At 71.3% G+C, this 18,220-nt stretch carries 17 protein-coding genes and 1 riboswitch; of the genes, 10 read left to right on the forward strand and 7 right to left on the reverse strand.

Annotated elements, in window-relative coordinates:
- Positions 1-349: 349 nt before the first annotated feature.
- Both cdgB and QHG49_RS19400 read left to right on the forward strand, forming a co-directional pair.
- On the forward strand, positions 350-1,999 hold the full coding sequence (gene cdgB, locus QHG49_RS19395; protein ID WP_301490506.1) for a diguanylate cyclase CdgB: 1,650 nt from the start codon (positions 350-352) through the stop codon (positions 1,997-1,999).
- Between the two features lie 117 nt (positions 2,000-2,116).
- On the forward strand, positions 2,117-3,010 hold the full coding sequence (locus tag QHG49_RS19400; protein WP_301490507.1) for a CBM35 domain-containing protein: 894 nt from the start codon (positions 2,117-2,119) through the stop codon (positions 3,008-3,010).
- A gap of 58 nt (positions 3,011-3,068) precedes the next feature.
- On the opposite strand, the gene QHG49_RS19405 is transcribed toward QHG49_RS19400, so the two are convergent.
- The 4 genes from QHG49_RS19405 to QHG49_RS19420 all read right to left on the reverse strand — a co-directional run bounded on the left by QHG49_RS19405 (position 3,069) and on the right by QHG49_RS19420 (position 6,685).
- Positions 3,069-3,425 carry a peptidase inhibitor family I36 protein gene (locus tag QHG49_RS19405; RefSeq protein ID WP_301490509.1) on the reverse strand — a complete coding sequence of 119 codons (357 nt, stop codon included), beginning with the start codon at positions 3,423-3,425 and terminating at the stop codon, positions 3,069-3,071.
- A gap of 132 nt (positions 3,426-3,557) precedes the next feature.
- The gene (locus tag QHG49_RS19410; protein WP_145485865.1) at positions 3,558-4,475 is read right to left on the reverse strand and encodes a 1-phosphofructokinase family hexose kinase; all 918 of its coding nucleotides are present in this window, start codon (positions 4,473-4,475) and stop codon (positions 3,558-3,560) included.
- Between the two features lie 108 nt (positions 4,476-4,583).
- Positions 4,584-5,747: an N-acetylglucosamine-6-phosphate deacetylase gene (nagA, locus tag QHG49_RS19415; RefSeq protein ID WP_301490511.1), complete on the reverse strand. Its 1,164-nt coding sequence runs from the start codon at positions 5,745-5,747 to the stop codon at positions 4,584-4,586.
- Positions 5,747-6,685, reverse strand: coding sequence for an ROK family protein (locus QHG49_RS19420; protein WP_145485866.1), 939 nt, complete (start codon positions 6,683-6,685; stop codon positions 5,747-5,749). Before QHG49_RS19420 ends, nagA begins: the two co-directional genes overlap by 1 nt.
- Positions 6,686-6,836: 151 nt before the next feature.
- Here QHG49_RS19420 and QHG49_RS19425 point away from each other — a divergent pair, with 151 nt between their 5' ends.
- From QHG49_RS19425 to otsB, 3 genes are read left to right on the forward strand one after another with little or no spacing between them, the layout of a single operon-like run.
- A complete protein-coding gene (locus QHG49_RS19425) occupies positions 6,837-8,093 on the forward strand; it encodes an extracellular solute-binding protein (protein WP_301490513.1) in 1,257 nt (418 codons plus the stop codon).
- Between the two features lie 16 nt (positions 8,094-8,109).
- Positions 8,110-8,334 carry a DUF3263 domain-containing protein gene (locus tag QHG49_RS19430; protein ID WP_111583897.1) on the forward strand — a complete coding sequence of 75 codons (225 nt, stop codon included), beginning with the start codon at positions 8,110-8,112 and terminating at the stop codon, positions 8,332-8,334.
- 51 nt (positions 8,335-8,385) lie between these two features.
- Positions 8,386-9,219: a trehalose-phosphatase gene (gene otsB, locus QHG49_RS19435; RefSeq protein ID WP_301490516.1), complete on the forward strand. Its 834-nt coding sequence runs from the start codon at positions 8,386-8,388 to the stop codon at positions 9,217-9,219.
- On the opposite strand, the gene QHG49_RS19440 is transcribed toward otsB, so the two are convergent.
- Together QHG49_RS19440 and QHG49_RS19445 are read right to left on the reverse strand one after the other, a co-directional pair.
- Complete coding sequence (locus QHG49_RS19440) at positions 9,207-10,634, reverse strand: trehalose-6-phosphate synthase (RefSeq protein ID WP_301490517.1); 1,428 nt, start codon at positions 10,632-10,634, stop codon at positions 9,207-9,209. The two genes, otsB and QHG49_RS19440, sit on opposite strands and share 13 nt — an antisense overlap.
- Positions 10,635-10,716: 82 nt before the next feature.
- Entirely contained in the window at positions 10,717-11,661 is a 945-nt protein-coding gene (locus tag QHG49_RS19445) for a glucosyl-3-phosphoglycerate synthase (RefSeq protein ID WP_145485869.1), read from the reverse strand.
- A 161-nt stretch (positions 11,662-11,822) separates the two neighbouring features.
- A riboswitch (SAM riboswitch) is annotated at positions 11,823-11,968 on the forward strand.
- 18 nt (positions 11,969-11,986) lie between these two features.
- Here QHG49_RS19445 and thrC point away from each other — a divergent pair.
- The 5 genes from thrC to QHG49_RS19470 all read left to right on the forward strand — a co-directional run bounded on the left by thrC (position 11,987) and on the right by QHG49_RS19470 (position 17,553).
- The gene (thrC, locus tag QHG49_RS19450) at positions 11,987-13,270 is read left to right on the forward strand and encodes a threonine synthase (protein ID WP_167532260.1); all 1,284 of its coding nucleotides are present in this window, start codon (positions 11,987-11,989) and stop codon (positions 13,268-13,270) included.
- Entirely contained in the window at positions 13,267-13,545 is a 279-nt protein-coding gene (locus QHG49_RS19455) for a MoaD/ThiS family protein (RefSeq protein ID WP_037653358.1), read from the forward strand. Before thrC ends, QHG49_RS19455 begins: the two co-directional genes overlap by 4 nt.
- Positions 13,546-13,989: 444 nt before the next feature.
- Positions 13,990-14,193, forward strand: coding sequence for a cold-shock protein (locus QHG49_RS19460; protein ID WP_037653356.1), 204 nt, complete (start codon positions 13,990-13,992; stop codon positions 14,191-14,193).
- A 378-nt stretch (positions 14,194-14,571) separates the two neighbouring features.
- Positions 14,572-16,194, forward strand: coding sequence for a chaperonin GroEL (gene groL / locus QHG49_RS19465; protein WP_111583891.1), 1,623 nt, complete (start codon positions 14,572-14,574; stop codon positions 16,192-16,194).
- A 231-nt stretch (positions 16,195-16,425) separates the two neighbouring features.
- Entirely contained in the window at positions 16,426-17,553 is a 1,128-nt protein-coding gene (locus tag QHG49_RS19470) for an NADH:flavin oxidoreductase (protein WP_301490522.1), read from the forward strand.
- 4 nt (positions 17,554-17,557) lie between these two features.
- Here QHG49_RS19470 and QHG49_RS19475 read toward each other — a convergent pair whose 3' ends face one another.
- A complete protein-coding gene (locus tag QHG49_RS19475; RefSeq protein WP_159702558.1) occupies positions 17,558-18,139 on the reverse strand; it encodes a hypothetical protein in 582 nt (193 codons plus the stop codon).
- Positions 18,140-18,220: the final 81 nt, after the last annotated feature.

Below are 18,220 nucleotides of genomic sequence, written 5' to 3' on the forward strand. Positions count from 1 at the left end.
CATGCCCGGAAGCGGCGGGGGTGGCGGGGGAAGGCGTCTTCAGCACGCCGGAAACGCTAGTGTGCGCTCTACGCCCGTCGCATCGGGCCTCGGCCCGAGCCGGGTCCTAGGACCAGCGGCGGAGCGAAACCGAAAGCGGGTATTCGGTGAACCCTTGGAAAACGCCGAAACTCCACTCAATTGTTCACGTTTTGCTGTGACTTGAGTCACAAGGGGCAGGAATTGTTGACCCTGTGTACCGGGTGAGCAGCGCGCTGTGATTCAGTGGCGGTGAAACTGCTGGAGCAACCACGAGGCGCCGAAGACGACGACCCTTGATTCGCTGCGAGGTCTCGGGGGGAGGGCGAGCATGGAGACCGAGTCGGAGCCGTATGTCCGTCTTGCGTCCCTGCGGCAGCTGCACCAGGTCATGGCGGACATGAACACGGCGCGCAGCCTCGCGGACACCTTGCAGACCGTCGCCGACGGCGTGGTCAACGCCCTCGGGTACGAGATGGCGGGCGTGAACCTCGTACGACCCGACGGCGATCTCGTCGTCGCCGCGTTCTCCGGCAACTCCGCCGCCGAGGCCCTGATCACCGGCCGGGTCGGCTCCCGCGAGGCCTGGGACCGGCGCCTGGGCATGGGCGAGCGGTGGGGCGACCTCATCTTCATACCGCACACCGAGGGCTGGGTGCTGGACGACGACGATGTGCCCCAGTGGTTCACGGACGGTCCCGCGCCCCGCTTCGAGGACGAGTGGCACCCCTCCGACCGCCTCTTCGCCCCCATGTACACACCGGGCGCCCCGGGCGGCTCCCGCGGTGAGCTGCTCGGCGTCATATCCGTCGACCGCCCGCGCAACGGCCGGCTGCCCGGCGCCTGGGGCCGCGAGGCCCTCCAGATGTACGCCTTCCAGGCCGCCATCGCGATCAGCAACGCCCGGCTGCGCTCCAACATGCAGCGCGCCCTGGTCCGCCTGGAGCGCGAGCAGCAGGCGCTGCGGGCCAGCGAGGAGAGTTTCCGGCAGGCGTTCGAGTACGCGCCGTCCGGCATGGCCATCGCCGAGATGGGCGGCGAACAGCACGGCCGCATCCTGCGCACCAACGACGCCCTGTGCCGGCTGCTCGGCCGTCCGGCCTCCGCGATGCGCCGCTACGCCTTCTCCGATCTCGTGCACCCCGAGGACATCGGCACCCTGCTGCGCACCTCGGCGGAGGGCGGGCGCGCCGAGCTGCGCCTCGGTCGCCGCGACGGCAGCTATGTGTGGGTGTCGCTGCGCAACAGCGTGGTCGCGGACGCCGCCGACGGGCCCCGCTTCCTGCTCACCCACGTCGAGGACATAGAGGAGCGCAAGCGCCGTGAGCTGCAGCTCGCCCACCGCGCCTCGCACGACTCGCTGACCGGCCTGCCGAACTCCGCCGAGCTGCGCTCACGGCTCGCCGCCCGGCTGTGCCGCCGCCCGGCGCACGCCCTGGAGTCCCTGGACGCGGCCTACGGCCACCCCGCCTTCGACGGCCCGAGCGGGCACGGCTTCGACTTCGCGCCGGGCGTGGAGTCGTACGACGGCTACGACCACCATGTGCACACCGTCGCGCCCGAGGGCGAGCAGGACGACGGCACCAAGGGTCTCGCGGTGCTCTTCTGCGACCTGGACGGCTTCAAGTCGATCAACGACCGGTTCGGGCACAACGCGGGCGACGCCGTCCTGATCGAGGTCGCCCGGCGGCTGTCGCAGGGGGTGCGCGACGGCGACACGGTGGCCCGGCTCGGCGGCGACGAGTTCGTGATCCTCGCCGACGGGCTCGGCCGCGCGGACGCCCAGGACCTGGCGGTCCGGCTGCGCAACGAGATCATCCAGCCGATCCGGGCCGAGGGCCGGGCGGTCCGGGTGGGGGCGAGCTTCGGCATCGGGTGGGCGCACTGCGGGATGACGGCCGACGAGGTGCTGAAGTCCGCCGACGAGCGGATGTACGTAGAGAAACGATCTCGTCCCAAACAACATCGCCGCGCGGGATGAGTCCCAGGTCAGCGAGTTGATGCGGTCTGCGTCACCTGTTTGGGCTAAGCGGAACCGGTAGGCTCGCCTTTCCAGCCATGACCGTATCCGTTCGCACCTGTTGAGGAGTACCAAGGGATGACGCCCGGCGACAACGGCGCGAGCACGCCCGAGGAAGACGACCCGTTCGGCTATCTGTACGCGGATGGCCAGGCCAGAGGAGCACAGCCGCCGTCCGGTGGTTACGGCTACCCGAACTCGGTCAGCAGGGTGCGCGCGGTCGGCGAGCGTCAGTACGGCCAGCAGCAGCCCTACGTCCCGCAGCAGGGTGCCTACGGCCAGCCGAACGCGCACTACCAGGCCCCGGAGACGCTCCCCGGCGGCGCCCCGCCCGCGGCCCACGCCCCGGCGCCCGGCCCCGGCCGCCGCGGCCCCAACACCAAGGGCCTGCTGATCGGCGCGATCGCGGTGGTCGCCGCGGTGGTCATCGGCATCGGCGTCGCCATGCTCAACGGCAGCTCCGACGACAAGTCCGACAACCAGGCCGGCACCACCCCGACCCACTCCCGGTCCACGGACCCGACCCCGACGAGCAGCAGCTCGGCGGGCGGTGCGCTGCCGAAGGTCGACGCGGCGGACAGCTCCGTGCAGCTGGCGGGCGGCACCGCGGTGGCCACGAACGTCAAGGGTGCGAAGGGGGCGGGAGGCAGGTACGTGGCCGGCCTCAACCAGGTCGGCGCCTCCGTCACCTGGAACGTCGGCGACGTCCAGAAGGCCGGCTCGTACCGCCTGTACGTGCGCTACGCGATTCCCGGTGAGGACGCCAACGCGACGGTGACGGTCAACGGCAAGTCCAACCAGCAGCCGCTCGGCATGAAGAACTTCATCGGCTCGCCGAAGGGCGACTTCGAGAAGGGCTGGCAGACCACCTGGGCCCCCGTCACGTTGAACCGGGGCTCCAACACGGTGACGATCGCCTGCGGCCAGGGCAACCAGTGCAACGCCCTCATCGACCAGCTGTGGGTCCAGTAGCGCCCGGACAGCGGAACGGTCCCCGGGGTGCCGGGGACCGTCGTCAGGTTCAGGGCCGCTACTTCGCGTTGACTCCGATCCCCGTGACGGTGCCACCGGGGTTGTTCGAGTAGGTGTGTGCCTTCAGAGTGATGAGCCGGGTTCCGTGGTCGCAGCCGGTGCCGGGTGTGATGTGCCAGAACTCGATGCGGTAGGACGTCTGGTTCGAGACGGACCGGGCCGTGGTGAAGGGGTAGCAGCCGGGCTCCACGGAGAGGACGGTCCTGGTACCGGTCCTGTTCGTCCCCGACCAGCCGCAGACCTTCCCCTGCGGGCAGGTACGGGGATCGGCCGCCGCGGCCGGTGTGGCGAAGACACCGCCCAGCAGTGCGCCGGTTACAGCCACCGTCGTCAGGCTCTTCTTGAACACGCTCATATGGGATTACCCCCTACAACTATCGCTATTGGTCATATAGCGAACGGATGATCATCCAATCACCCAGCCGACGTCGGGGGAAGGCACTCCTCGGCCAAACTGCTGGTCAGACGCATGAGAGCCACAAAGCTTTCACGCCGCCGTCACCGACAAGCGCGCCAGGAGCCTCTCGTAGACCCCGCGGTCGAAGTCACCCGCCGTGGGGGACCGCACGGTGGCCGCTGACAGGGCGACCGCACGGGTGAGGCGGTCCGGCCAGGGGAGCCGGTCCAGCAGACCGGACAGGAGACCGGCGACGGCCGAGTCGCCCGCGCCGGTGGGGTTGCCGTGCTCACGGGCGGGCGGGATCACGCGCCAGCGGCCCTCCGGGGTGGAGGCCAGGAGGCCGTTCGGGCCCAGGGAGGTGATGACCGTGTGGGCGCCGCGGCGGCGGGCGGCCTCGGTGGCGCGCAGGGGGTCGTGGGAGCCGGTGAGTTCGGCCAGTTCGTCGGCGTTCGGTTTGATGATGTCGGGGCGGGCCGCCACCCCGCGGCGCAGCGGCTCGCCGCTGGTGTCCAGCAGGACCGGTACGCCGACGGAACGCGCCGTGCGTATCAGGCCCGCGTACGCCCCCACCGGCACCCCCGGCGGCAGGCTGCCGCACAGCGCCACCGCCGAGGCCCCGGAGAGCAACCCCGCGTAGCGGTCCAGGAACGCGGCCCACTCCGCGGGCGCGATCTGCGGGCCCGGCTCGTTCAACTGCGTCGTGTCACCGGAGTGTTCGTCCACGACCGCGATCGTGCGCCGCGTCGCCCCCGCCACCGGCACCAGCGCGTCCGTCAGCCCCCCGGTCCCGGCGAGCCCGTCCCGCACCGCCCGGCCCGTGCCGCCGCCCGCGAACCCGGTGACCGTCACCTCGTGCCCGAGCGCCGCGAGCACCCGGGCCACGTTCACACCCTTGCCGCCCGGGCGCTCGATGACCTCCGAGACCCGGTGCGAGGCGTGCGGACGCAGCGACGCCACCCGATAGGTGATGTCGAGAGCGGTGTTCAGCGTGACCGTGAGGATCACCCGGGCTGCCTCCCTCGAAGCCGACGTTCCGGGGCCCCGATCATGCCAAAGGGACGGCGGCCGACCCAGACGCGGGTCGGCCTCCGCCGCAGGGAAAAGCCGGGCGTATCAGCCCAGTTGGGGAGCGACCACCCACTCGCCGCGCCGCATGACGCCCCGCACGTCGAAGTCCGCGTCCAGCAGCACCAGGTCCGCGTCCTTGCCGGGCTCCAGGGAGCCGATCCGGTCGGACAGGCCCAGCAGCCGGGCCGGGTTGGCGGACAGGGCCTTCACCGCGTCCTCGACCGGCAGCCGGTCCACGGTCACCGCCCGCTTGAACGCGCGGTCCAGCGTCAGCGTGGAGCCCGCGATCGAACCGCCCTCCACCAGCCGGGCCACCCCCTCGCTGACCTCCACCTCCAGCGGGCCCAGCATGTAGCGGCCGTCGCCGGTCCCGGCCGCGTCCATCGCGTCGGTGATGAACGCCACCCGGTCCGCGCCCGCGTGACGGAACGCCAGCTCCAGGGCGGCCGGGTGCAGATGCGTGCCGTCGTTGATCAGCTCGACCGTCACCCGCTCGTCCTCCAGGAGGGCGGCGACCGGGCCCGGGGTGCGGTGGCCGAGGGCGGGCATCGCGTTGAAGAGGTGCGTGGCGACCGTGGCACCCGCCTCGATGGCGTCCACCGTCTGCTCGTACGTCGCGTCCGTGTGCCCGATCGCCGCGATCACCCCGTGCTCGGCGAGCAGCCGCACCGAGTCGATGCCGCCCGGCAGCTCGGCGGCGAGGGTGAGCATCCGCGCCTGCCCGCGCGCCGCGTCGATCAGCTTGCGCACCTCGGCCGGCTCCGGGTCGCGCAGCAGCGCCTCGGAATGGGCGCCCTTGCGGCACGGCGAGATGAACGGCCCCTCGAAGTGGACGCCCGCGATGTCGCCCTGCTCGGCCAGCTCGCTGAGCAGCCCGGCCTGGCGGACCAGCAGGTCCATCTCGTCGGTGACGGTGGAGGCGACGAGGGTGGTGGTGCCGTGCGCGCGGTGGGTGCGGATCGCGGTGAGGATCTGCTCGGCGGTGCCGGAGAAGGAGGCGCCGCCGCCGCCGTGGTTGTGCAGGTCGACGAAGCCGGGGACCAGCCAGTGGCCGGAGACGTCCAGCTCGGGGGCGCCGGCCGGCGCGGTGCCGGTGATGTGCCGGCCGGCCACGGCGACCCGGCCGTTCTTCACCGTTCCGGTGGGGAGGACGACGTTCGCGCCGGTGAGCACCTGCGGGTTCGTCGCGGCTCCTCTTGGACTGGCCATCAGGTGTCTACCTCCGGAGTAGAAGTGGTCGTCAGCAGATCCCGCGCGAGCAGGCCCGCGCCCAGGCAGCCGGCGGTGTCGCCGAGGGCGGCGGGGACGATGGACGGCAGTTTCTGGAAGGTGACCCGGCGCCGGACGGCGTCCCGCAGGGGCTGGAACAACACTTCCCCCGCCTCGGCGAGACCGCCACCGATGATCAGCGTGCGCGGGTCCAGCAGGGTGAGCGCGGTGACCAGGCCGTCGGCGAGCGCGTCCACCGCCTCCTGCCAGACCCGCCGGGCACCGGGGTCGCCCGCCGCGACGGCCCGCGCGCAGTCGGCCGCGTCCGCGTCCGGGTCCCCGCCCGCCGCCGCCCAGGCCTCGCTGACGGCGGACGCGGAGGCGTACCGCTCCAGACAGCCGCGCTGCCCGCAGGGGCAGAGCGTGCCCCCGGGCCGTACGACGACATGGCCGATCTCGCCCGCGAAGCCGTGCGCCCCGGACTCCACCCGGCCGTCGATGCCGATCGCGCCCGCGATGCCGGTGCCGAGCGGCACGAACAGGAAGCGGTCGGCGCCCCGGCCCGCGCCGATCCGGCCCTCGGCGAGCCCGCCGGCGCGCACGTCGTGGCCGAGCGCGACGGGCACCCCGAGCCGCTTCGCGAGCAGATCGCGCAGCGGTACGTCCTTCCAGCCGAGGTTGGCGGCGTAGACGGCGGTGCCGTGCTCCTCGTCGACGATGCCGGGCACCGCTATGCCGGCGGCGGCCGGCGGGCCGTGGTGCTCGGCGCCGTACGCGTACAGCTCGGCGGCGAAGTCGAGGATGCCCGCGACCACCGCGTCGGGGCCGCGCTCGCGGCCGGTGGCGCGGCGGGCGTGGTGCAGCAGGGCGCCGTCGTCCCCGACGAGGGCGGCCTTCATACCCGTACCGCCCACGTCCAGGGCGATGACATGTCTCACGGGGACAGTGTGGCCCGCTGACCCGCGAGAGGTCTAGTCCACTCGCGTGGTGTAGACCTTAGGCATTCATCTCACTAATCGTTCGGACAGCAGGGTTGGGGCTTTGACGGTGCGTCGGCGTACGGCAGGAATGATCGCGACGGTGTCCGCGATGGGCATGACCGCGTTCCTCGGCGGCTGCGGGAGCACGGGCTCCTCCGATGTGACCCTCAGACTCGTGGCCGCGGACTACGGCGACTCGGCGGGGAACAGCTCGCAGAAGTACTGGGACTCGCTGGTCAAGGAGTACGAGAAGACGCACCCGCACGTGAAGGTGCAGGTCAGCGTGTACTCCTGGAACGACGTCGACCGCAAGGTCAAGGAGATGGTCGACGCCGGGCACGCGCCGGACCTGGCGCAGATCGGCGCCTACGCCGACTACGCGGCGGCCGGGAAGCTCTACGCGGCCTCCGACCTGCTCTCCATCCGCACCCAGGCGGACTTCCTCTCCCAGCTGTCCGACGCCGGCCAGTGGAGCCATACGCAGTACGGCATACCCTTCGCCGCGTCCACGCGGGTGCTCTTCTACAACAAGACGCTCTTCGCGAGCGCCGGCATCACCACCCCGCCCACCAGCTGGGACGACCTGGCCTCGGACGCCAAGGCGCTCAAGGCGAAGGGCGTGAAGTACCCCTTCGCGCTGCCGCTGGGGCCCGAGGAGGCGCAGGCCGAGACGATGCAGTGGCTGCTCAGCGGCGGCGACGGCGGTTCCGGGGGCACCGGGTACACCGACGACATCGGCACCTACACCATCGACTCCGAGCAGAACGTGCAGACGTTCTCCTGGCTCAAGGACGACCTGGTCGCCAAGGGGCTGACCGGGCCGGTGGCGCCGGGCAAGCTGAACCGGGCGCAGGCGTTCGCGGCCTTCGCCGACGGGCAGGTCGGCATGGTCGACGGGCATCCCACGCTGATCCAGCAGGCCGAGGCGAAGGGCGTGCGCTTCGGCATGGTGCCGACGCCGAGCCGGACCGGGCGGGCGCGGTCCTCGATGGGCGTGTCCGACTGGATGATGGCGTTCAAGCAGAACGGCCACGCCGACCAGATCGGCGACTTCCTGAACTACGTGTACAGCGAGAAGAACGTCCTGGACTTCTCCCGCACCTACGGGCTCCTCCCGGTCACCACCTCCGCCTCCAACGCCATGAGCGCGTCCGACGCGGCGCCCGACAAGGCCCTGCACCCCTTCCTGGACCAGCTGCCCACGAGCGAGCTGTACCCGGTGGGCAAGACCTCCTGGGCGCAGGTCAGCGCGGCCGTGAAGCAGAACATCGGCCAGGCCGTCGAGCCCGACGGCAACCCCGAGAGCGTCCTCACCCGGCTCCAGGCCACGGCCACGGCGGCGGACAGCGCGGCCAGCACCAACTGAGCGCTACGGTTTCCCCATGGAACTGGGTGAGCGCGAGCAGGAGATCCTCGCACTGGAACGCCGGTCCTTCCCCGGGCCCGGCGCGAAGGAACGTGCCATCCGTGAGGACCTCCACCTCTCCCCGGTCCGCTACTACCAGCTCCTCAACGCCCTCCTCGACGACGAACGCGCCCTCTCCCACGACCCGCTCACGGTGAACCGCCTGCGCAGGATCAGGGAGACGCGGCGCTCGGAGCGCTGAGGCGGAGGAGTCACAGGCGTGACGACCGCCCCCGCTGGATAGTGTCGGTACATGGATTCTCTGCCGACCCCCGCCACCCCGGCCGGCCGGGACGGACTCACCGCGCTGCTCGACAACCCCGCCGCCGCGGTGATCGGCCTGGACTTCGACGGCACCCTCGCCCCCATCGTGGACGACCCCGAGCAGGCCCGCGCCCACCCCGCCGCCGTCGCCGCGCTCACCGTCCTCGCCCCCAAGGTCGCCCGTGTCGCCGTGATCACCGGCCGGCCCGCGGGCGTCGCGGTCCGCTACGGCGGCTTCGCCGGTGTCCCCGGCCTCGACCACCTCACCGTCCTCGGCCACTACGGCGCCGAACGCTGGGACGCCGCCACCGGCACCGTCACCGCCCCCGCCCCGCACCCCGGCGTCGCCGCCGTCCGCGCCGAACTGCCGGGCCTGCTGGACCGGATCGGCGCCTGGCAGGGCACCTGGATCGAGGAGAAGGGCCGCGCCGTCGCCGTGCACACGCGCCGCGCACAGGACCCGCAGGCCGCGTACGAGGCCCTGCGCGCCCCCCTCGCCGACCTCGCCACCCGCCACGGGCTGATCGTCGAACCCGGCCGGATGGTCCTCGAACTGCGCCCGCCCGGCATGGACAAGGGCGTCGCCCTCGGCGAGTACCTCCGCGAGACCGGCGCCCGGTCCGTCCTCTACGCCGGTGACGACCTCGGTGACCTGCCCGCCTTCGCCGCCGTCGACAAACTCCGCTCCGAGGGCACCCCGGGGCTCCTCGTGTGCAGCGGCAGCACGGAGGTCCCCGAACTGGCCGAGCGGGCCGACCTGGTGGTCGACGGCCCCGAGGGCGTCGTCGGACTCCTCACCGCGCTGGCGGCTCAGCTGGTCTGATCGTCCAGGGCGTGCAGCTGGTCCAGGAACCACCGGGCCGGCGGCAGCGCCGTGCCCGCCGCGGCCAGCCGCTTCGAGCGCTCGGCCCGCTCCTCGGCCGGCATGGTCAGCGCCGTGTGCAGCGTCTCGGCCGTGCCCGTGATGTCGTACGGGTTGACCGTGAGCGCGTCCTCCCCCATCTCCTCGTGCGCCCCCGCCTCCCGCGAGAGCACCAGCACACAGCCCTCGTCGGAGACGACCGGGACCTCCTTGGCGACCAGGTTCATGCCGTCCCGGATCGGGTTGACCAGTGCCACGTCGGCCAGCCGGTACGCGGCGAGGGAACGGGCGAAGTCGTCCTTCACATGCAGCACCACCGGGATCCAATCCGGCGTCCCGTAGGCCGAGTTGATCTCCTCGGCGACCCGCCGCACCTCCGCCGTGTACTCCCGGTACACGGTGAGGTCCTGCCGGGAGGGGTACGCGAAGGCGACGTGGACGACCTTCTCCCGCCACTCGGGGTGCTCGTCCAGCAGCTGCCGGTACGCCAGCAGCCCGCGCACGATGTTCTTGGACAGCTCGGTGCGGTCCACCCGGACGATCGTCCGGCGGCCCTCGCCGATCTCCGCTCGCAGCGCCGCCATCCGCTCGTCCACGTCCGGCCGGTGGGAGCGCTCGCGCAGGAAGTCGGCGTCCGCGCCCAGGCCGTGCACCCCGATCCTCGTACCGGCGGGGATCCCGGGCCCCAGCACCGCGTGGCAGCACGCGGTGAACGCGTCCGCCCAGCGCCGGGTCAGGAACGCCGCCCGGTCCGCGCCGAGGATCCCGGTCAGCAGCTCCGCCGCGATGTCGTCGGGCAGCAGCCGGAAGTACTCCGCGGGCGCCCACGGCGTGTGCGAGAAGTGGCCGATGCGCAGATCGGGCCGCAGCTTGCGGAGCATCCGCGGGGCGAGCGCCAGGTGGTAGTCCTGGATCAGCACCGCCGCCCCGTCGCCCGCCTCCTCGGCCAGCGCCTTCGCGAACGCCTGGTTGTACGCCTCGTACGCCGCCCACTGCCGCCGGAACTCCGCGTCGAAGACGGGCTCCAGCGGGGTCTGGTACAGCATGTGGTGCACGAACCAGAGCACCGAGTTGGCGATCCCGTTGTACGCGGCGGCGAAGACGTCCGGGTCGATGTCCAGCATCCGCACCCGCTGCCCGCCGGTGTCCGCCTCGGGCAGCGGACCGCCCTCGGCGCGGCGCACGGCCGCCCGGTCGCCGTCGCCCAGCGCGGCGCACACCCAGACCGCGTTCGTCTCCGGACCGATCGCCGACAGGCCCGAGACCAGCCCGCCGCCGCCCCGCTTGGCGCGCAGTGAGCCGTCCTCAGCCATGTCGTACGAAACCGGGCCGCGATTGGACGCGACCAGCACCTCAGCACCGTGCGTGGAAGCCATGGTCCACAACCTAGCCCGACCCGCAAACCCTCAAACCCGCAGACCGCCCCGGAACCCGGCGGCCACGCCCGTACCTGCGCTTTCACGCCACCCGGCGCCGGGCGTACTCCGCGATCTCGGTCATCGGCGGCCGCTCCTCGGTGTCCACCGCGTACGTGCGCGGCTCGAAGCCGGAGGCCCCCCGCTCGAACTGGGTGAGCGCGGGGCGCACGAGATGGCCGCGGGCCAGCCGCAGCTGGGCCGTGCGGTAGATGGCCGCCGCCATCCGGCCGAGGGCCTGCCCGTCCTGGTGCCGGTGCTTGCGCACCCCGACGTCCACCTGGGCCAGCGCGTCCAGGCCCACCAGGTGCAGCGCGTCCACCAGCATGCCCAGCTCCACCCCGTACCCGACCGGGAACGGCAGCTGTTCGAGCAGCGAGCGCCGGGCCGCGTACTCCCCGCCCAGCGGCTGCACGAAGCCCGCCAGCTGCGGCCAGTGCATGTTCAGCAGCGGGCGCGCCATCAGCTCGGTGACCCTGCCGCCCTGCCCCGCCGTACCGGCGAGCGGACGGTCGTACATCGCCTTGACCAGCTGCACGTCCGGATCGGTGAGCAGCGGGCCGACGATGCCGAGGACGAAGTCGGAGGAGAACTCCCGCAGGTCCGCGTCGATGAAGCAGATGATGTCCCCGGTGGCGACGAGCAGCGAGCGCCACAGCACCTCGCCCTTGCCCGGCACGGCGGGTATCCGGGGCAGGATCGCGTCCCGGTGCACCACCCGCGCGCCCGCCGCGGCGGCGACCTCGGAGGTGCGGTCGGTGGAGCCGGAGTCGATCACCAGGACCTCGTCGACGAGCGGCACCCGCTCCATCAGATCGCGCCGGATCACCGCGACGATCTCGCCGACGGTCTCCTCCTCGTCGAGCGCGGGCAGCACCACGCTGATGGTCTGGCCGGTGCGCCCCTTCGCCGCCAGGACCTGGTGCGCCGGCCGATCGCGCACGGACCAGGAGCGGTTGCCCATCCAGCGCTCGACTTCTTCCAGCACGGTCCCCGGCTCCTCACGCTCGTCTCGCGGCTCGTCTCGCGGTACGGACGACTATCTCAACTCTCCAGGCCTTCGGTTACAGTCTTGAGCAACGCCGATGACCATCGCATGTCGGGGGTCGCGCGCGGACACACCGCGATACCGCGGACACAATCGAATACCGCTCATCCAGAGGGGCAGAGGGACACGGCCCGATGAAGCCCCGGCAACCCTCCAGTCGGTTCTCGTTCTCATCACAGCGAGGCTCCCGGCTAGGGAAGGTGCCAAATCCGTCTCACGGCGAAGCGCGTCGTGAGGAAGATGAGGAGAAAGGGCCTCGCCTCTCATGGCTGTGCAGACAGTTGCCACCTCCGGTACCCCCACCGTCGATCTCGGCCCCGCCGCCGCCCTCAGCTGTCGCGAATGCGGCCACCGCGTCCCGCTCGGCCCGGTCTTCGCCTGCGAGGAATGCTTCGGCCCGCTGGAGATCGCCTACGACTTCTCCGCCTACGACACCGAAGAGCTGCGCAAGCGGATCGAGGACGGCCCCGCCGACATCTGGCGCTACGCCCCGCTGCTGCCGGTCCCGGCCGATGTCGCGGACAAGCCGAACATCAACCCCGGCTGGACCAAGCTGGTCAAGGCCGACAACCTGGCCCGCGAACTCGGCGTCACCGGCGGTCTGTACGTCAAGGACGACTCCGGCAACCCGACCCACTCCTTCAAGGACCGGGTCGTCGCCCAGGCCCTGGAGGCGGCCCGCGCCTTCGGCTTCACCACCCTGTCCTGCTCCTCCACCGGCAACCTGGCCGGCGCCGTCGGCGCCGCCGCCGCCCGCGCCGGACTGCGCTCCTGCGTGTTCATCCCGCACGACCTGGAGCAGGGCAAGGTCGTCATGGCCGCGGTCTACGGCGGTGAGCTGGTCGGCATCGAGGGCAACTACGACGATGTGAACCGCTTCTGCTCCGAGCTGATCGGCGACCCGGCCGGCGAGGGCTGGGGCTTCGTCAACGTGAACCTGCGGCCGTACTACGCCGAGGGCTCCAAGACCCTGGCGTACGAGATCTGCGAGCAGCTCGGCTGGCGGCTGCCCGACCAGATCGTGGTCCCGATCGCCTCCGGCTCCCAGCTCACCAAGATCGACAAGGGGCTCCGGGAGCTGATCGGGCTGGGGCTGGTCGAGGACCGGCCGTACAAGATCTTCGGCGCCCAGGCCGAGGGCTGCTCGCCGGTGTCGACGGCCTACAAGGCGGGCCACGACGTCGTACGGCCCCAGAAGCCCAACACCATCGCCAAGTCCCTCGCCATCGGCAACCCGGCCGACGGCCCCTACGTCCTGGACATCGCCCGGCGCACCGGCGGCGCGGTGGAGGACGTGACGGACGAGCAGGTCGTGGCCGCGATCAAGCTGCTGGCCCGCACCGAGGGCATCTTCGCCGAGACGGCCGGCGGGGTGACCGTCGGCGTCACCAGGAAGCTGATCGAGAGCGGGGCGCTCGACCCGGCGAAGACCACCGTCGTCCTCAACACCGGCGACGGCCTCAAGACCCTCGACGCGGTGGCCGGCACCGGCCTGACCGCCACCATCCGCCCGAACCTGGACTCCTTCCGAGAGGCTGGCCTCGCATGAGCGTGACCGTTCGCATCCCCACCATCCTGCGCACCTACACCGGCGGACAGGCCGAGGTCGCCGCCGAGGGCACGACCCTCGGCGAGGTCATCGAGGACCTGGAGAAGAACCACACCGGCATCGCCGCCCGCGTCCTGGACGACCAGGGCAAGCTGCGCCGGTTCGTGAACGTCTACGTCAACGACGACGACGTCCGTTTCGAGCAGGGCCTTCAGACCTCCACCCCGGACGGCGCGGGCGTCTCCATCATCCCTGCGGTGGCCGGCGGCTGCTGACCGAATGATCGGTCATTACCTCGGGTAATGACGGTCACCGAAGGTACCTCGGATTGCCCTCTCCGTGAGAGAAGCGGAGGGGGCAATTCTGTGTGATTGAGCGCGGTACAGTTGGGGAACGCGCCCTCCGGCGATCGAGGGTAAGCCCTCGATTCTCTTCCGCGGTCCCGACAAGAAGCAGCCAAAATACACGGGTATTCCGCGGCTTTTGCGTCTTTTATGGGGCCCGACTTGCCCTGAATTCGGGCGAATTCTCCCCACATTCCGGATCGTTCCCGTCCAGAATTCTCGTCCAATTGACCTGTTGCAGAGGGCAGTTGGACAGATACATTCAGCCGCGGTCGACGCGTTCCGGCGCACGCCCCCGACGCATTGGGGGGCGAGGTCTGACCCGGGTCCGCGAAGTGCGGATCTGTGCAAGGGCCAGTAATAGGGGAGTTAGGCATGGCTCAGGGCACCGTCAAGTGGTTCAACGCGGAGAAGGGGTACGGCTTCATCGCGGTCGACGGTGGTGCGGACGTCTTCGTCCATTACAGCGCCATTCAGATGGACGGCTACCGCACCCTGGAGGAGGGCCAGCGAGTGGAGTTCGAGATCTCGCAGGGCCAGAAGGGTCCGCAGGCCGACATGGTTCGCGTCGCCGTCTGAACGTTTCTCCACCGAAGGGCCCGCACCTCGCACAGGGTGCGGGCCCTTCGGCGTGCCCGCGGCCGGGTGCCCGCGCGTGTCCGCCTCCGGCTGACCCCGGCCACCCGCGGGCCCCGGTGAGGCCAAGGCGCTTGCGCCCGTCCGTCACCCGACCGCCACCCCCTCGACGAGCCCGCTGCGCGGGCACACCTTGCACTCGGGCATGCCGAGTGCTAATCATTGGCGTTAGCACTCTGAAGGTGAGAGTGACAAAGAAGGACCGGGTCGGTGAGGTCCGCAGGCCACGTGGGGCAAGGAACCACAGGCCGGCGAACCGTCCGTCGCGGGCGCGGGCGCGGTCCGAAGGAATCACCCCCAGTCCTGGAGGGACCACTTCACATGGCCAAGATCATCGCGTTCGACGAGGAGGCGCGGCGCGGCCTCGAGCGCGGCATGAACCAGCTCGCGGACGCCGTCAAGGTGACGCTCGGCCCCAAGGGTCGCAACGTCGTCCTCGAGAAGAAGTGGGGCGCCCCCACGATCACCAACGATGGTGTCTCCATCGCCAAGGAGATCGAGCTCGAGGACCCGTACGAGAAGATCGGCGCCGAGCTGGTCAAGGAAGTCGCCAAGAAGACGGACGACGTCGCCGGTGACGGTACGACCACCGCGACCGTGCTCGCCCAGGCCCTGGTCAAGGAAGGCCTGCGCAACGTCGCCGCCGGTGCCAACCCGATGGCCCTGAAGCGCGGTATCGAGAAGGCCGTCGAGGCCGTCTCCGCCGCCCTGCTGGAGCAGGCGAAGGACGTCGAGACCAAGGAGCAGATCGCCTCCACCGCGTCCATCTCCGCCGCCGACACCCAGATCGGCGAGCTGATCGCCGAGGCGATGGACAAGGTCGGCAAGGAAGGCGTCATCACCGTCGAGGAGAGCAACACCTTCGGTCTGGAGCTTGAGCTCACCGAGGGCATGCGCTTCGACAAGGGCTACATCTCCGCCTACTTCGCCACCGACATGGAGCGCATGGAGGCGTCGCTCGAGGACCCGTACATCCTCATCGCGAACTCCAAGATCGGCTCCGTCAAGGACCTGCTCCCGCTCCTGGAGAAGGTCATGCAGTCGGGCAAGCCGCTGCTGATCATCGCCGAGGACGTCGAGGGCGAGGCCCTGTCGACCCTGGTCGTCAACAAGATCCGCGGCACCTTCAAGTCCGTCGCCGTCAAGGCCCCGGGCTTCGGCGACCGCCGCAAGGCCATGCTCGGTGACATCGCCATCCTCACGGGCGGCGAGGTCATCTCCGAGGAGGTCGGCCTCAAGCTGGAGAACGCGACCCTGGACCTCCTGGGCCGCGCCCGCAAGGTCGTCATCACCAAGGACGAGACCACCATCGTCGACGGTGCCGGCTCCTCCGAGCAGGTCAACGGCCGCGTGAACCAGATTCGCGCCGAGATCGAGAACAGCGACTCCGACTACGACCGCGAGAAGCTCCAGGAGCGCCTGGCCAAGCTCGCGGGCGGCGTCGCGGTCATCAAGGCCGGTGCCGCCACCGAGGTGGAGCTCAAGGAGCGCAAGCACCGCATCGAGGACGCCGTGCGCAACGCCAAGGCGGCCGTCGAGGAGGGCATCGTCGCCGGTGGCGGCGTGGCCCTGCTCCAGGCCTCCCAGGTCTTCGAGAAGCTGGAGCTCGACGGTGACGAGGCGACCGGCGCCAACGCCGTGCGCATCGCGCTGGAGGCCCCGCTGAAGCAGATCGCCGTCAACGCCGGCCTCGAGGGCGGCGTCGTGGTGGAGAAGGTGCGCAACCTGACCCCGGGCCACGGCCTGAACGCCGCGACCGGCGAGTACGTCGACCTGGTCGCCGAGGGCATCATCGACCCGGCGAAGGTGACCCGTTCCGCGCTGCAGAACGCCGCCTCCATCGCCGCGCTGTTCCTCACCACCGAGGCCGTCATCGCCGACAAGCCGGAGAAGGCCGCCGCGGCCGCTCCGGGCGGCATGCCGGGCGGTGACATGGACTTCTGATCGACCTCCGGTTGATCAACGTCCTTACCGAGGGCGGCACTTCCTGTCAGGGACAGGGGGTGCCGCCCTCGGGCTTTGCCCGGGCCTCAGTCGCGTCCGGGCGTGTCCGGCGTCACAGCCGGCCGCTTCCGGGTCCGGGAATGCCTGCCTCTGTACAGCGGCTTACTTAAGCAGCTACAACAATGCGCATTCACATACCGCCCGGTCAGCAGCTTTCCGAGGAGCCCCCACGTGACCGTCGACACGCCGCCCGCCACCCGCGCGGCCCAGGTACTCTCCCGCCCCATCACCCTCAACGGCCTCACCGTCCCCAACCGGATCGTGATGGCGCCGATGACCCGGATGTTCTCCCCGGGCGGCATCCCCGGCGAGGACGTGCGCTCGTACTACTCCCGTCGCGCCGCCGCCGGTGTCGGCCTGATCGTCACCGAGGGCACCTACGTCGGCCATGACTCGGCCGGCCAGAGCGACCGGGTGCCGCGGTTCCACGGCGAGGAGCAGCTCGCGGGCTGGGCGAAGGTCGCCGAGGACGTGCACGCGGCGGGCGGCACGATCGTCCCGCAGCTGTGGCACATCGGCATGGTCCGCAAGGACGGCGACGCCCCCTTCCCGGCCGCCCCCGCGATGGGCCCCTCCGGCCTGGTCACCGCCGGCGCCGAGCCCACCGGCAAGGCCATGACGCAGCAGGACGTCGACGACGTCATCGCCGCGTTCGCCCAGGCGGCCGCGGACGCCGAGCGCATCGGCTTCGACGGCGTGGAGCTGCACGGCGCCCACGGCTACCTCCTCGACCAGTTCCTGTGGGCGGGCACCAACCGCCGCACCGACGCCTACGGCGGCGACCTGGCGGCCCGCACCAGGTTCGCCGCGGAGATCGTCGCGGCGGTCCGCGAGCGCGTCTCGGCCACCTTCCCCGTCCTCTTCCGCTACTCGCAGTGGAAGCAGCAGGACTACAACGCCCGGCTCGCCGAGACCCCGCAGGAGCTGGAGGCGATCCTGGCCCCGCTCGCCGCGGCCGGCGTCGACGTTTTCCACGCCTCCACCCGCCGCTACTGGAAGCCCGAGTTCGACGGCTCCGACCTCAACCTCGCGGGCTGGACGAAGAAGCTCACCGGCAAGCAGACCATCACCGTCGGCTCGGTCGGCCTCGACGGCGACTTCACCGGCGCGTTCGTCGGCGAGGGCTCCCCGGTGCAGGGCATCGACGACCTGCTCGACCGCCTGGAGGCCGACGAGTTCGACATGATCGCGGTCGGCCGCGCGCTGCTCCAGGACCCCGAGTGGGCGGCGAAGGTGCTCGCGGGCCGGGTGTCGGAGCTGGCGCCGTACGACGCGGCGGCCCTGAAGACGCTCAGCTGAGGACTCAGATCCCGCCGATGTTGCCGTTCAGCGGCTCGATGTCGACGCGTACGGGGGTGCCCCACACGCGGAGCACCTCGTAGTCGGTGAACTCGTGCACCAGCCGGTACGCCATCGCGGGCCGCGCCCCGCGCCGCTGGGCGGCGAGGTACGCCTCGGCCTCCCGGCGGTCCCGCCGGGGTGTGCCGCACAGCTGCCACTCCTGGCCGTTCCACAGCTCCGGCAGCCAGCGCTGCTGGGGCTGCGGGCGGTCGGCCCGGACGCCGTACCGGGAGGGCGCGGTGGCCACCGGCTCGGCCGGGTTCGCCCTGCCCCCGTACTCCGAGCGGCGGGCGGCCCGGCGCCGGGTCTCGCACAGCAGGCACAGGTCGGGGGCGCTCTCGTCCACCGGTCCGTGCGGATGCTCGGCGCACCGGGTGGCCGGCGCGTTCGCCCCGACGCTCTCCTCCAGCAGGTCCAGCGCCCTGCGCAGATCCGTCCTGATCTCCTGGAGCCGCCCGTCCGGAGTGTCGGCGGCCAACGCCTCCCCGTGCTCCCCGAGCAGCCGGAGCGCTCGGCCGAGGGCGGTCAGCTGGGCGTGATTCATGGTGGTGGGTTCCGGTCGGTAGACGAATTACTGGCGTGGTCCTCGCCCCCAGTGTCCAGGATGCCGCCGGGCGGCCGGGGA

It is taken from the genome of Streptomyces sp. WP-1 (assembly GCF_030450125.1).
GTDB classification, from domain to species: Bacteria; Actinomycetota; Actinomycetes; order Streptomycetales; family Streptomycetaceae; genus Streptomyces; species Streptomyces incarnatus.

Coding starts and splice junctions, on each gene's coding strand:
- cdgB (WP_301490506.1), top strand. CDS start 350: ATGGAGACCGAGTCGGAGCCGTATGTCCGTCTTGCGTCCCTGCGGCAG.
- QHG49_RS19400 (WP_301490507.1), top strand. CDS start 2,117: ATGACGCCCGGCGACAACGGCGCGAGCACGCCCGAGGAAGACGACCCG.
- QHG49_RS19405 (WP_301490509.1), bottom strand. CDS start 3,425: ATGAGCGTGTTCAAGAAGAGCCTGACGACGGTGGCTGTAACCGGCGCA.
- nagA (WP_301490511.1), bottom strand. CDS start 5,747: ATGGCCAGTCCAAGAGGAGCCGCGACGAACCCGCAGGTGCTCACCGGC.
- QHG49_RS19425 (WP_301490513.1), top strand. CDS start 6,837: ATGGGCATGACCGCGTTCCTCGGCGGCTGCGGGAGCACGGGCTCCTCC.
- QHG49_RS19430 (WP_111583897.1), top strand. CDS start 8,110: ATGGAACTGGGTGAGCGCGAGCAGGAGATCCTCGCACTGGAACGCCGG.
- otsB (WP_301490516.1), top strand. CDS start 8,386: ATGGATTCTCTGCCGACCCCCGCCACCCCGGCCGGCCGGGACGGACTC.
- QHG49_RS19440 (WP_301490517.1), bottom strand. CDS start 10,634: ATGGCTTCCACGCACGGTGCTGAGGTGCTGGTCGCGTCCAATCGCGGC.
- thrC (WP_167532260.1), top strand. CDS start 11,987: ATGGCTGTGCAGACAGTTGCCACCTCCGGTACCCCCACCGTCGATCTC.
- QHG49_RS19455 (WP_037653358.1), top strand. CDS start 13,267: ATGAGCGTGACCGTTCGCATCCCCACCATCCTGCGCACCTACACCGGC.
- QHG49_RS19460 (WP_037653356.1), top strand. CDS start 13,990: ATGGCTCAGGGCACCGTCAAGTGGTTCAACGCGGAGAAGGGGTACGGC.
- groL (WP_111583891.1), top strand. CDS start 14,572: ATGGCCAAGATCATCGCGTTCGACGAGGAGGCGCGGCGCGGCCTCGAG.
- QHG49_RS19475 (WP_159702558.1), bottom strand. CDS start 18,139: ATGAATCACGCCCAGCTGACCGCCCTCGGCCGAGCGCTCCGGCTGCTC.